Source organism: Longitalea luteola, assembly GCF_017356035.1.
GTDB classification, from domain to species: Bacteria; Bacteroidota; Bacteroidia; order Chitinophagales; family Chitinophagaceae; genus Niastella; species Niastella luteola.
Window position 1 is genome coordinate 232,690 of the sequence record NZ_JAFIQX010000003.1, and the last position, 13,372, is coordinate 246,061.

Genomic DNA, 13,372 nt, shown 5'->3' on the forward strand with positions numbered 1-13,372 from the left:
GTGTATAACGATTTTATATGGCTACTCTTGCTATCTTTGCCACCGCATTGTATATTTAAGCTTCAAAATCCGATCACTATGAAAGTGTCATTACCCTTAATGGTCCTTGTGACCGTTATCTCCTTGAATTCTCCTGTTTTTTCGCAATCCGGCGAAACCAAAATTGAATATCAGAAAAGCGATAAAATAGCAGCCACCATCGAATTCCCTTATTCTTCTGAAGTGGTAGAAGACGCTATCAAAGAATATATGGGAAAAAAGGGCGGTAAAAGCGACCGGGCCAAAAGCTTTGACGTTTATCGTAACGCCCGCCTCGACGATACCGATCCCGAGATCGTGGATGTATATTTTAAAGTAGACCGCAAGATCTTCAAAGAGCGCGAAACCAGTGTGGTGTACCTGCTCATCGGCCGTCCCGGCGAAAATGTAGGCGCCCGTACTTCCGACGACCGCTTTAAGGTGAGCGATTCAAAGGAACTGTTGAACAGGATGGCTCCTTATATCGACGCTTATAACCTGGATGTGCAAATAAAACACCAGGAAGATGTGGTGAAGAAATCAGAAAAAAAATTACTGAACCTCAAAGACGATCAGTACGATCTTGAAAAGCGGTTAAAGAACCTGCAGGAGAAAATTGCCCAGAACAAGAATGACCAGTTATTGCAAACCGAAGACCTGAACCGCCAGAAAGAAGCCCTGAATGTTATCCTGAACAAGAAGGAAGTTAGCCAGGGTGCAAAATTGAGCAAGCAATAAAACGCTGAACGTTTAACACAAAACGCTTAACGCTTAATCCGCCAAAGGCGTACACGCGCGGAACGCCTGGAAAGCCAACAGGCTTCAGAAAATGTAATTGTAAATCTGTTTAATAGTTTTAGCGCGTCCCGTTCCGGCTTAGCCGGGAACGGGACGCGTTTTTTTGTAGGTGTGGCACACTTCCAAAGTGTGCCACACCTTGCACTGTATTAGCGTTCTGCGTTTGGCGTTCAGCGTTCCGCATTTAATGCGGTTGCGAAAACCTTTTATCGTTGATGAACGTCGAATCGGAAAGTGTTTTAAGGAATTCGAGCAGGTAAAATTTTTCTGCATTGGTGAGCGGGATCCTGTTCCTTAACAGCGGATCGAGCGTTGGACTGTTCTGGATGCCGCTGCTGTAATGGTCGAGCACGCTGGTGATAGAAGCGAAGCGGCCATCATGCTCATAGGGAAAAGTAAGCGCCACATTGCGCAGGCTGGGTACTTTGAACTTCAGCGAATCGGCCGGGTTGTTGGTAATAAGCATCCGGCCATAATCATTGAGGAAGGGGTCAACCGGCAGCCCGACGTTGCGAAAACTATTGTCGGTAAATAAAGGTTCAGGATGGCAGCTTGCACATTTCGATTGAAAAAGCGTATAACCGGTTTGCTCTGTGAGTGAGAAATTAGCCGATCCCTGTTTTACTTTATCATATTTTGAACTGGCCGATACCATGGAGCCTACAAACTGCGTAATCGCAAACAGCATCCGCTGGCTGTTGATAGTAGCATCGCCAAAAGCAGCAGCGAATAACCGGGGATAATGATCGTCCTGCTGCAATTTTTTAATGACATTCTCGATTTCCTCAGCCATTTCATTGGGAGCAGTGATGGGCGCCAGCGGCTGCACCTCGATATTGGAAATGCCGCCATCCCAATGCATATCTTTCAGCCAGGCCATGTTGAATAAACCCGGAGCATTGCGCTTGGTAAACTGGTTATTGAAGCCATGGCTCAACGGATGATCGAAGGTGGCGAAAGCGGCGAATTGCTGATGGCAGGAGGCGCAGGGAAAGTTCCCGTCTTTTGACAGGCGGCCATCATAAAATAGTTTCCTGCCCAGTTGAAACCCTTCCTGCGTCAGGGGATTGCCGGTAAAGGAGTATTGCGGGGCCGGGAATCCTGCTGGTATTTCCAGGGATAGCGGGTGTGGACCACTGTTACCATCACCTGATTTTTTACAGGCATTTACCAGCAGGCATCCCGATAAAAGCAATAAACAAATTCTTATTGTCCATCTAACAGCCACGGTTCATTCTTCATTAAAGATCGATTACTGTCCATTATAAACAGAATCCACGGTAAACATTTTTGAATAATTTTCAGCCACCTGCCTGGCCAGTTCGCCGGGCCCATTAACTACCGGTGTCTGGGAAATTTTTATATCCCACGGGTTGTAAAACCAGTCGTTGGCATCACAGGTAATGAACATCTGGCTTTCTCCACCAGGTTTCAGATCGAGGTTTTGACCATAGGGAAATAATAATGGGATCTCCCGAATGACACTTTCCGCTGCAGTGAAACCGCCGATATGATACTCAAATTTACCACCTTGCGGCGATCTTGGCGAAGTTCCTTCCAGTTTCGCCATAATATATCCGGTGGTCGTGTTCCAGAACATGCCCCTGGCGGGATCCAGGGCGTCGATCTGTGCGCCGGCATTTACATTATCGGCGCTATCTACACCTATGGTAAATTTAATGCGGTTGTATACATAGGGCTGAATAGCTATTTTGATTTCTGTAGAAGCTGAATCTGAAAAATCAACCAGGTAATACTTGTCATTTGCCAGTTCAAAGGTCTTACCTGAGTCGGTATTGATCATTTGGAAATTGTGAATGTAAAATTTGAAAGCGGTAGGCGTGAATGGCTCTTTAAAGTTGTTGGTATATGTTTGACCCAGTACCAGTGGAACTGAATCATAAAGGACCACGGGTTTAAATTTCAGAATAAGGTTGTGTTCCTTTTGCGGTTCTGCGTCGAAGTGTAATTCCTTTTGGCAGGATATCACTGCTGTCACTAACAGCAAGGCAATACATAATTTGCAAAAATTAACACGGTGCAGTTGTTGAGTCAGTTTCATAGCATTCGGTGTTACGCTTACAAATCGCCGGGTCGGATCTTTCGGCGGTTTTCTTTGTGTTGTGATTGTTTCTGTTTTGTTTCAAGCCGCTTTTCCTTAGCTGCTTTCGAAGGTTTGGTGGCGATGCGTTTCTTTTCTTTTTTTAAAGCTTGCTCTATTAACGTATTTATTTTTTTTACCACTTCTTCCTTGTTCTGCAACTGGCTGCGGTGAATCTGGCTTCTTACTTGCAAAAACCCTTCCGAATTCACTTTTGCTGCCAATTTCTTTTGAACAGTTGCTTTTTGCTCAGCATTTAAAATCAGTGAATTAGATATATGAAAATATCCTTCCACCATGGTCTCTACCTTATTTACGTTTTGCCCCCCTTTACCACCGCTGCGGGCAGTTTTAAATTGAATTTCTTTTGAAACATCTATCTTCATTTTATAAAGGTAAAAACTAATTTAAAGGAACTATGCGAGCGGTTATACAACGGGTAACGCAGGCGAATGTTGTGATCAATGACAAGATACGTTCTGCTATTTCAAAGGGTTTACTTGTTTTGGTAGGAATTGAAGACAGTGATAATTCTGAAGACATCCAATGGCTGAGCGGCAAGATCGTAAACCTGCGCATCTTCAACGATGCAACGGGTGTTATGAATGAATCGGTAAAAGAACAGGGAGGCGATATCCTGGTAGTAAGCCAGTTTACGCTGCATGCATCTACGAAAAAAGGGAACCGGCCATCCTACATCAGGGCATCAAAACCACCTATTGCCATTCCCTTGTATGAACAGTTTGTTCAGCAGCTGCAGGCCGATCTGGGCAAGCCCGTATTCACCGGTGAGTTCGGAGCCGATATGAAGGTTTCGCTGTTAAATGATGGACCAGTAACGATAGTCATCGATACAAAAAATAAAGAATAAAAAATGCTAATGTGATAATGAGCCAATGTGCTAATTTGCTAATGAAAAATCCATTGCGAGTAGAAATTGAGGATCCATTGACCATTGACCATTGACCATTCACCATTGACCATTCACCATTCACAATATGGAAATTAAAGAAGCACAACAACAGGTTGATCACTGGATAAAGACCGTAGGCGTTCGTTATTTCAGCGAACTAACCAATATGGCTATACTTACCGAGGAGGTGGGGGAGCTGGCGCGTATCATGGCCCGCAAGTATGGCGACCAGTCGTTCAAGGAGAGTGATAAACAAAAAGACCTGGCCGATGAAATGGCCGATGTTTTATGGGTACTTATCTGCCTGGCCAACCAAACCGGCGTTGACCTCACCGAAGCGCTGCGGAAGAATTTTGAAAAGAAGAACATTCGCGATGCCGATAGGCATAAAGATAATCCCAAGTTGAAAAGTTGATAAAGTTGACAGAGTTGATGGGCTAAAAGAAGTTGACACCCGTGCGGGTTTTTTCCTGCATGTAAGAAAATGCTGGAGTAAAAAGTCCTTGTCAACTTGTTAACTCTATTAACTTATCAACTATTATATTTGCATCCTTATGGCAACAGATAACAATAGGTTCCAGGCAATTATTTCGCATTGCAAAGAATACGGTTTTATTTTTCAGTCCAGTGAGATCTATGACGGGCTCAGCGCGGTGTACGACTACGGCCAGTGGGGTAGTGAGCTCAAAAAGAACATACGCGATTACTGGTGGAAGAGCATGACCCAGATGCATGAGAACATTGTGGGTATCGATGCTGCTATATTTATGCATCCTACCACCTGGAAGGCCAGCGGTCACGTGGATAATTTCAGCGACCCCATGATCGACAATAAAGACAGTAAGAAACGTTACCGCGTCGATCACCTGCTCGAAGCAAAAGCCGATGAGCTGGAAAAAGAAGGCAAGAAAGCCGAAGCCGACGCCCTGTTGGCTGAAATGGATAAGTTGTTGGCTGCCAACGATTATGATGGCTTGAAAAAGCTTATTGAAGACGCTAATATAAAATGTGCTATCAGTGGAACGAAAAACTGGACAGAAGTACGTCAGTTCAACCTGATGTTCAGCACCCAGTTGGGAAGTGTATCGGAAGAAGCCAGTGAAATTTACCTGCGGCCCGAAACAGCCCAGGGTATTTTTGTGAACTTCCTGAACGTACAAAAGACCGGTCGTATGAAGATCCCATTTGGGATTGCCCAAACCGGAAAGGCTTTCCGCAACGAGATCGTTGCCCGGCAGTTCATCTTCCGGATGCGAGAATTTGAGCAGATGGAAATGCAATTCTTTATTCGTCCCGGCTCCCAGAAAGAATGGTATGAGTACTGGAAGGAGGAACGCATGAAATGGCACCTGAGCCTGGGAATTCCTAAGGAAAAGTTCCGTTTTCACGACCACGTAAAGCTGGCCCATTATGCTGATGCCGCCTGCGATATTGAATATGAATTTCCCATAGGTTTTAAGGAACTGGAAGGTATCCATTCACGGACAGACTTCGATCTCAAAAACCATCAGCTTTATAGCAAAAAGAAGATGCAGTACTTCGATCCGGAGATTAATCAAAACTATATTCCGTATGTGCTGGAAACCTCTGTTGGTCTGGATAGGACGTTTATGATGGTTATAAGCGAAGCGTATACAGAAGAAGACCTGAGCACTGCCGACAAACAGGATAGCCGTGTGGTATTAAAGCTGCAACCAAAACTGGCTCCTATAAAGCTGGCTGTTTTGCCTTTATTGAAAAAAGACGGCTTACCCGAAATCGCCCGGGAGATCATGAATAACTGTAAGTCGCATTTCCGTTGTTTTTACGAGGAGAAGGATGCCATCGGAAGACGCTATCGTCGTATGGACGCAATTGGAACGCCCTTCTGTGTAACTATCGATCATCAAACCAAAGAAGATGGAACTGTAACCATCCGGCACCGCGATTCTATGCAACAGGATCGTATTCCTGCCAGCCAGGTGCGCGAGCTGGTAGCAAAATACTTAATTTAGTGCGGCATAGATATTTAATTAAAAGATATATTTCATGGGAAATCTACTCTTTTAATTTATGTCTAACCATGTATATTTGTTGCAACCTTAATATAACCATGTGAATAAAATGGAGGCTAGCCTATGCTATTAATTAAACTCTTAATTGATGTTCCCATCCTGGCCGGCATTATCCTGATTGCATTTGCATCAGGTTTCCTGCTCCGCAGCACACAGCTGAAAAAGCAAAAGAAAAAAGTGCTCGAGCTGGAGAAGGAAATGATGTCGAGCCATGCCGAAATTCTTGATTTACAGAAAGAAAGATTGGAGTTGGAAGAAAAACTGAAAGGCTCATCTAAGATTCCCGTAATTCCTATCAGCACTAAAGAGGAAAAGAAATCAGACAAGCTGCAGGATAAATCAGCCGGAAAAAAGTAAGTTGTTCTTTCCATTTCATTCCTGATCGTAAGCCCCTATTATCTCCTTTGTCCTGCACTATTTTTACGAGTATTCCCTTAGTAGATCTGTATTAAATTATCAACCAGGACCAGCGGTTATACCCGTTGGAAGGCCTTTATTTGCTTGATCTTCGTCAAAAAATCGTTCTGAGGCATTTTTTTTCCTCGGCGCCAGCCCGCGTGTTGCCCTTTATCCGTATAATTCCAGGTGTATGGCTTTACGGTCATAACCCAGTGCCTGTATGCGCTGTTTCGCCTCATCGATCATATTCTTCCAGCCACATAAATAAAAATAGGCGGGTTTTACAGTTGCCGGTTCCGAACCTGCGGCCTGGCCGCAGTTATTCCGGCATATTTCTTCATAAATAGCATGTACATAGCCGGTGCGGATCAAATGGTTATGGTTTTCGGCAACCTCCCGCGAAAAAGTAGGGATGTATTGAAAACTGGTCACTTTTTCGGAGAGTTCCTGCATTTCTTTAGCATATAAGCTGTCTGCCAGTTTTCTGCAGCCAAAGATCAGGTAGATGTTCTGGTGACTGATATTATGGTTTAAAATATGGTGGGCCATAGACCTGAAGGGCGCAATGCCGGTGCCGGTGCAAATAAAGAACAGGTCGCGATCGATAGTTTCGGGCAGGGTGAATTTGCCCTGCGGTCCGCGAAAAGTAAGCGTGTCTCCTTCTTTTACTTCATTGAAAAGCCAGGTGGTGCCGGCCCCGCCCTCCAGCAAAACGATCACCAGTTCAAATACATTGGAGCCATCGGGCCACGATGCGATGGAATAGCTGCGCCAGCGCTTATTAGGCTTTTCATGAATAGGCAGATCAAGCGTTACAAACTGGCCCGGCTCAAAATCAAATGTGGTTACATCGGGTACTTCAATCCAATACCGCCTGGTATTACTGGTTTCATTAATAATGCGGATCACTTTGCCGGTTTGCCAGATAAGAGACATATAGCATGCAATTTTTAGATACCTGCTTAAGTTACAGGATTTAGTTGAAAAGTTGACTGGTTGACGAGTTAACAAGTTAGGCAGCAGGTAGTGCGGGCTGCAAAATACAAGCTTTAAAATGCGTACAGCCACACCTAAAAGATTGAAGCCCGGGATTCTGGCAACCATAACCGGTACCCGGCAACCGGCTCGCTGAAAATCAGTAATTAGCAGATGCAGATTAACTCGTTAGCCTGTCAACTGGTTAACTCGTCAACTTTTACTTATCTTTGCGGCCGCTGATATGAATTTGCAGGTGTTGCTCGAAGCTTATAAAAATACCCCCCGCCTTTTTCAACTGGCGGACAGGCTGACTTTTGCCCAACCGCAACAAGTTTTCTGTAAGAACCTGCATGGCAGTTCCCCGGCCTTTGTCATCAGCACCATTTTCCAGCACGACGCCTGCAGCCAGCTAAATCATGTTATCGTATGTGAAGATTCGGAATCGGCGGCTTACATGCACAATTCGCTGGAAAACCTTACCAATGCCCTGAACTTCTTTTTCTTTCCCTCCTCGTTCAAGAACAGGAAGAATTTCCGGTTGCTCAATTCTTCGCACGTAATGTTGCGTACGGAAGCGCTTACCCGGTTCTCTTCTCCCATGGCCAATAGCAACCGCGTGGGTGCCCTGGTCACTTATCCCGAGGCGCTATTTGAAAAAGTGGTGCTGCCCAAAACACTGGCCGGAAATATCATTTATTTAAAGTCGGGCGACGCTATCGATGTGGAAGCCCTGTTGCGGCAACTGGTGGATTATGGGTTCTCTTCAACCGATTTTGTTTACGAACCCGGACAGTTTGCCTTACGCGGCGGGATCCTTGACATTTACTCATTTGGCAACGAAAAACCTTATCGGGTTGAACTGTTTGGCAATGATGTAGATTCCATCCGCATTTTTGATCCCGAAACCCAGTTGAGCGAACGGAAATTGTTACAGGTCAGCATTATTCCCAATGTAGAAACACAGTTCGATGAGGATGAAAAGATCTCTCTTTTCGAATTCCTGCCTGAGAATACCGTTTACTGGTTCCAGGACTGGGCGCTTACGAAGGAAAAGCTGTTGACCCAGGAAGAAGACCTGCACCTGTTCCTTGACATGCAGGTTAACAATGTGGTGCCCAAAGAGGCTGCAGAAGAAGATGATAAAACGATCAAAACGACCATAAAGGCTGATGAGTTCATCAGCGGTAGTATACTGAAAAAGCAGTTGGCCGGCCGGCATGTAATAGAATTCGGCCATTCGGCAGGGTTCATGGCGGATGGTGAGCCAACCAACCATACTCCATTCACTATTGATCATAACACCAAAGATCAGCCTGCTTTCAATCGTCAGTTCGATCTGCTGATCAGGGACCTGAAGTCGTGGGAAGCCAAAAAATTCAGCCTTTACCTGTTTGCCGAGAACCCTCGTCAGCTCGAACGGTTGAACAGTATTTTTGAAGACCTGAAGGCAGGCATACAGTTTACGCCGGTACCCACATCCATACACGAAGGATTTATTGATGAAGACCTGAAAGTGATCTGTTATACCGATCACCAGATCTTCCAGCGTTATCATAAATACAAGGTGAAACAGGCCTATAACAAGAACAAGGCCATCACCCTGCGTACCCTCCGCGAATTACAGCCCGGCGATTATGTTACCCACATCGACCATGGAGTGGGTGTATACAGCGGCTTGCAAAAGCTGGAATCGAACGGGAAGCTGCAGGAGGCAGTGCGCATCATTTACAAAGACAGCGACATTCTGTACGTTAACATCAACTCGCTGCATAAAATATCCAAGTACACCGGTAAGGAAGGAAGCATCCCCAAAGTGAATAAACTGGGCAGCGATGCCTGGAACAAGCTGAAGGAAAAGACCAAAACAAAGGTTAAGGAAATTGCTTTTGACCTCATTACCCTGTATGCGCAGCGCAAGGCCCAGCAAGGTTTTCAGCATGCGCCGGATAACTACATGCAAACGGAGCTGGAGGCATCCTTTATTTACGAGGATACACCCGACCAAAGCAAGGCAACCAGCGATGTTAAGAAAGATATGGAATCCCCGTCGCCTATGGACCGCCTGGTTTGCGGTGATGTAGGTTTTGGAAAAACCGAGATCGCCATACGCGCAGCATTCAAAAGCTGTTGTGATGGCAAACAGGCAGCCGTGCTGGTGCCAACCACCATCCTGGCCTTTCAGCATTATAAAACTTTCAGCGAGCGCCTGAAGGATTTCCCGGTTACAGTAGATTATATAAACCGTTTTAAATCTTCCAAAGAAAAAAAGGAGACCTTAAAGAAGCTGGAAGAAGGCAAGATCGATATCATCATTGGTACCCATGCCCTGTTAGGCAAGGAAGTTAAATATAAAGACCTGGGCATACTGATCATTGACGAAGAGCAGAAATTCGGTGTGGCGCATAAGGAAAAGATCAAGACCCTGCGTACCAATGTTGATTGTTTAACCTTAACGGCAACGCCTATACCCCGTACCCTGCAGTTCAGCCTGATGGGCGCCCGTGACCTGAGTATTATCAATACGCCGCCGCCTAACCGCCAGCCCATTCAAACCGAAGTGCAGGTATTTAACCAGGACTTCATCAGGGATGCCATTTACTATGAGACCGAACGTGGCGGACAGGTATTCTTCATTCATAACCGTATACAGGGCCTGGCTGAAATGGCTGCTCTGATCCAGGGCTTATGTCCCGACCTGAGCATTGGATTTGCCCATGGTCAGCTGGAAGGACATATTCTGGAAGAACGTATCCTGGACTTTATTGATAAAAAATACGACGTACTTATTTGTACGAACATTGTTGAAAGCGGGGTGGATATTCCCAACGTAAATACCATCATCATCAACAATGCGCATCATTTTGGTCTAAGCGATCTGCATCAGTTACGGGGCAGGGTAGGACGCAGCAATAAGAAAGCATTCTGTTACCTGCTGGCGCCACCAATGAGCACCCTGCCACCTGATTCAAGAAAGCGGTTACAAACGCTGGAGCAGCATAGTGAACTGGGCAGTGGCTTCCAGATCGCCATGCGCGACCTCGATATCAGGGGCGCCGGTAACCTGCTGGGCGGAGAGCAAAGTGGGTTTATGGCGGAGATCGGTTTCGAGATGTATCAAAAAGTACTGGAAGAGGCCATCAAGGAATTAAAACGGACCCAGTTCCGCAACCTGTTCAAAGAAGAGATCTCGAAGCAGGAGGATTATGTACAGGATTGTACCATCGATACCGACCTGGAGATCTTGATCCCCGACAGCTATGTTGAAAGTATCACCGAACGGTTAACGTTATATACCCGCTTAGATAACTGTGATAATGAAGAAGAGTTGCAGGCCTTTGCTTTGGAGCTGCAGGACCGCTTTGGACCCATTCCGCAACAGGTAGAAGACCTGTTCGATACGGTGCGTTGCCGCCGGCTGGCCGTGGAGCTGGGTTTTGAAAAAATGCTGCTGAAAGATGAAACGCTGAAATGTTACTTTATCAATAAGGCCGACTCGCCCTATTTTGAATCGCCCATATTCCATAACATTCTCACCTTTATTCAAACGCAAACCAATAAAGCCCGCTTGAAGCAGAACGGCAAATTGTTTATGCTGGTAATAGAAGATATGACCAGTATGCAAAAGATGGTTAAGTTCCTCGGGCAGATGAAGAATTTTGTATCTAAACAGGAGGCTACGACTTAGGAGTAACAGGCGGGAAAACCCTGTTTTCCGCCCGCTACATTAAAACCGCATTAGACTTCCATTAAAACCTAGAGCTGCTTCTCCATTACATAGTGGGGGATGGTAACCTCTTCAAATTCCTGTCCGCAGACCCGGTAACCGAGTTTTTCATAAAAACCAACGGCTGTTTTACGGGCATGCATGGTTATCTTTTGAAAGCCGCGGTCGCGGGCAATGTTCTCGGCAAACTGCATCAGGGCCCGGCCTATACCCTTACCCTGCAGGTTATTCAATACCGCCATCTGGCGCAAACGAACTGATACGGGGTCCTGCTTAATGAGCATACAGCAGCCCAGCATCTTTTCTTCTTCAAAAGCGCCGATTAAGATCTCCTCTTTTTCCTTTTCCAGCTCTTCGGGAGTGAACTTCAAGCCAAGTGGCCTGCGTAAAATGTCATTACGCAGCTGAACCATTTGCTGGTACTCCCGGGAACCATGATCTATTATTTTTAAAGCCATGCCGACTAATTGGGTAGTGCGCTGCAATATAAGGATTTACCATTTATTTGTCCCCATCAGGCCATTGAAAAATAAACGGGCTTTCAAAGCATAAAACTTGGTCTCCCACCGTTTAAGGGGTCCCGATGGCTATCGGGGATGGCTGGGATAGTACTACAAAACTGGTAAATCACAAAATATAAAGAAGATTAATTAAAAACCAGCCTTTTATTGTCATTATTCCAAAATCTATATTTTTGCAGCCGTAACTAAACTTTACAAAAATGTCAGACATCGCAACAAGAGTTAAAAAGATCATTGTTGATAAGCTTGGTGTAGAAGAAGCAGAGGTTACCAATGAGGCTTCTTTCACCAATGATTTGGGTGCCGATTCGCTCGACACCGTGGAATTAATTATGGAATTTGAAAAGGAGTTCAATATTTCCATCCCTGATGAACAGGCCGAAACTATCACTACTGTTGGCCAGGCTGTTGCTTACTTAGAAGAGCATGCTAAGTAAATTGATTACTGTAGATCAGGTGCAATAAATTAAATCCGCTTTCGGTAGCTGGGCGCATGCTGCGAAGGCGGATTTCTTACTTAAAACTCCCTCTGGCAAGAGCTATGCAATTGAAAAGAGTTGTTGTAACCGGTATCGGTGCCCTTACACCTATCGGTAATAGTTTACAGGAATATTGGAACGGACTCATCAACGGAGTATCCGGTGCCGATTTTATTACCCACTTTGATGCCTCCAAATTCAAAACGCGCTTTGCCTGCGAGTTAAAGAATTTCGACCCGTTGAATTTCCTCGATCGTAAGGAAGCCCGCAAAATTGACCGTTTTACCCAAACGGCCATTATCTCCAGCGATCAGGCAGTCATCGATGCCGGCATTAATAAAGATAATGTAAACGTTGACCGGGTTGGCGTTGTATTCGCCAGCGGTATCGGCGGTTTAATTACCTTCCAGGAAGAAGTGGTGAACTTCGCCAAAGGCGATGGAACCCCCCGCTACAATCCTTTCTTCATTCCTAAAATGATCCTGGATATTGCAGCTGGTCACATTTCTATGCGGCATGGTTTTCGCGGCCCCAATTTTGCCGTGGTAAGTGCCTGCGCCTCTTCTACCAATGCCATCATGGATGCGTTTAACCTCATCAGGCTTGGCAAAGCCGATATCATTCTTACCGGCGGTGCTGAAAGTGTTATCAGCGAAGCAGGTGTGGGTGGCTTCAATGCCATGAAAGCCCTGAGCGAACGCAACGATGATCCTAAAACAGCAAGCCGTCCCTATGATAAAGAGCGCGATGGGTTTGTTATGGGTGAAGGCTCCGGTGTACTGGTAGTAGAAGAACTGGAACACGCGTTAAAACGTGGCGCCAAGATCTATTGCGAGATCGCCGGTTGTGGAGCTACAGCCGATGCGCACCATATCACAGCCCCGCATCCCGAAGGATTGGGCGCGAAGAACGTTATGTTGGCCGCTTTTGAAGACGCCGGCATGAAACCCGAGGATATTGATTATATTAATACCCACGGAACCTCTACACCGTTAGGTGATATTGCCGAAGTAAAAGCAATAACCGATGTTTTTGGCGAACATGCCTATAATGTTAACATCAGTTCAACCAAGTCTATGACGGGTCACTGTTTAGGTGCTGCCGGAGTAGTTGAAGCCATAGCCTGTATCATGAGCGTGGTACATGATATTGTTCCGCCTACTATCAATCATTTTACCGACGACCCTGACCTCGATCCGCGGTTAAATTTCACCTTTGACAAAGCCCAGCAGCGCCCGGTACGTGCTGCATTAAGTAATACATTCGGGTTTGGAGGGCATAACGCCTGTGTGATCGTGAAAAAATATAAAGCGTAACTTTATACGCTGTGAGTTGATGAACTATTGAATCTGACGGCTGCGGACTCCTGGCCCTATTTATGATTTTT

At 45.6% G+C, this 13,372-nt stretch carries 13 protein-coding genes; 8 read left to right on the forward strand and 5 right to left on the reverse strand.

The window, feature by feature from the left end; translation table 11 throughout:
• Window positions 1-78: 78 nt before the first annotated feature.
• On the forward strand, window positions 79-756 hold the full coding sequence (locus tag JUB15_RS09485; RefSeq protein WP_207512238.1) for a hypothetical protein: 678 nt from the start codon (window positions 79-81) through the stop codon (window positions 754-756).
• A gap of 244 nt (window positions 757-1,000) precedes the next feature.
• Here JUB15_RS09485 and JUB15_RS09490 read toward each other — a convergent pair whose 3' ends face one another.
• Genes JUB15_RS09490 through arfB form a run of 3 tightly spaced genes read right to left on the reverse strand, consistent with a single transcriptional unit; the run spans window position 1,001 to window position 3,303 of the window.
• Window positions 1,001-2,011, reverse strand: coding sequence for a cytochrome-c peroxidase (locus JUB15_RS09490; RefSeq protein ID WP_242696284.1), 1,011 nt, complete (start codon window positions 2,009-2,011; stop codon window positions 1,001-1,003).
• Between the two features lie 57 nt (window positions 2,012-2,068).
• On the reverse strand, window positions 2,069-2,878 hold the full coding sequence (locus tag JUB15_RS09495; RefSeq protein ID WP_207512240.1) for an MbnP family protein: 810 nt from the start codon (window positions 2,876-2,878) through the stop codon (window positions 2,069-2,071).
• A 17-nt stretch (window positions 2,879-2,895) separates the two neighbouring features.
• Window positions 2,896-3,303: an alternative ribosome rescue aminoacyl-tRNA hydrolase ArfB gene (gene arfB, locus JUB15_RS09500; RefSeq protein ID WP_207512241.1), complete on the reverse strand. Its 408-nt coding sequence runs from the start codon at window positions 3,301-3,303 to the stop codon at window positions 2,896-2,898.
• Between the two features lie 32 nt (window positions 3,304-3,335).
• Between arfB and dtd the strand changes: the two genes are divergently transcribed.
• From dtd to JUB15_RS09520, 4 genes are all read left to right on the forward strand, one after another.
• Entirely contained in the window at window positions 3,336-3,788 is a 453-nt protein-coding gene (dtd, locus tag JUB15_RS09505) for a D-aminoacyl-tRNA deacylase (RefSeq protein ID WP_207512242.1), read from the forward strand.
• 127 nt (window positions 3,789-3,915) lie between these two features.
• Window positions 3,916-4,245 carry a nucleotide pyrophosphohydrolase gene (locus JUB15_RS09510; RefSeq protein WP_207512243.1) on the forward strand — a complete coding sequence of 110 codons (330 nt, stop codon included), beginning with the start codon at window positions 3,916-3,918 and terminating at the stop codon, window positions 4,243-4,245.
• 139 nt (window positions 4,246-4,384) lie between these two features.
• Window positions 4,385-5,824, forward strand: a complete 1,440-nt coding sequence (locus JUB15_RS09515; RefSeq protein ID WP_207512244.1) for a glycine--tRNA ligase — start codon at window positions 4,385-4,387, stop codon at window positions 5,822-5,824.
• 123 nt (window positions 5,825-5,947) lie between these two features.
• Window positions 5,948-6,241 carry a hypothetical protein gene (locus JUB15_RS09520; protein WP_207512245.1) on the forward strand — a complete coding sequence of 98 codons (294 nt, stop codon included), beginning with the start codon at window positions 5,948-5,950 and terminating at the stop codon, window positions 6,239-6,241.
• 210 nt (window positions 6,242-6,451) lie between these two features.
• Here the strand turns inward: JUB15_RS09520 and JUB15_RS09525 are convergent, their stop codons facing one another.
• Window positions 6,452-7,219 carry a ferredoxin--NADP reductase gene (locus tag JUB15_RS09525; protein ID WP_207512246.1) on the reverse strand — a complete coding sequence of 256 codons (768 nt, stop codon included), beginning with the start codon at window positions 7,217-7,219 and terminating at the stop codon, window positions 6,452-6,454.
• Window positions 7,220-7,502: 283 nt separating this feature from the next.
• Here JUB15_RS09525 and mfd point away from each other — a divergent pair, with 283 nt between their 5' ends.
• Window positions 7,503-10,946: a transcription-repair coupling factor gene (mfd, locus tag JUB15_RS09530; RefSeq protein ID WP_207512247.1), complete on the forward strand. Its 3,444-nt coding sequence runs from the start codon at window positions 7,503-7,505 to the stop codon at window positions 10,944-10,946.
• 68 nt (window positions 10,947-11,014) lie between these two features.
• Here the strand turns inward: mfd and JUB15_RS09535 are convergent, their stop codons facing one another.
• Entirely contained in the window at window positions 11,015-11,443 is a 429-nt protein-coding gene (locus tag JUB15_RS09535) for a GNAT family N-acetyltransferase (RefSeq protein ID WP_207512248.1), read from the reverse strand.
• A 263-nt stretch (window positions 11,444-11,706) separates the two neighbouring features.
• Between JUB15_RS09535 and JUB15_RS09540 the strand changes: the two genes are divergently transcribed.
• Together JUB15_RS09540 and fabF are read left to right on the forward strand one after the other, a co-directional pair.
• Window positions 11,707-11,943, forward strand: a complete 237-nt coding sequence (locus tag JUB15_RS09540) for an acyl carrier protein (RefSeq protein ID WP_081146706.1) — start codon at window positions 11,707-11,709, stop codon at window positions 11,941-11,943.
• A gap of 104 nt (window positions 11,944-12,047) precedes the next feature.
• Window positions 12,048-13,301: a beta-ketoacyl-ACP synthase II gene (fabF, locus tag JUB15_RS09545; protein ID WP_207512249.1), complete on the forward strand. Its 1,254-nt coding sequence runs from the start codon at window positions 12,048-12,050 to the stop codon at window positions 13,299-13,301.
• Window positions 13,302-13,372 lie beyond the last annotated feature (71 nt).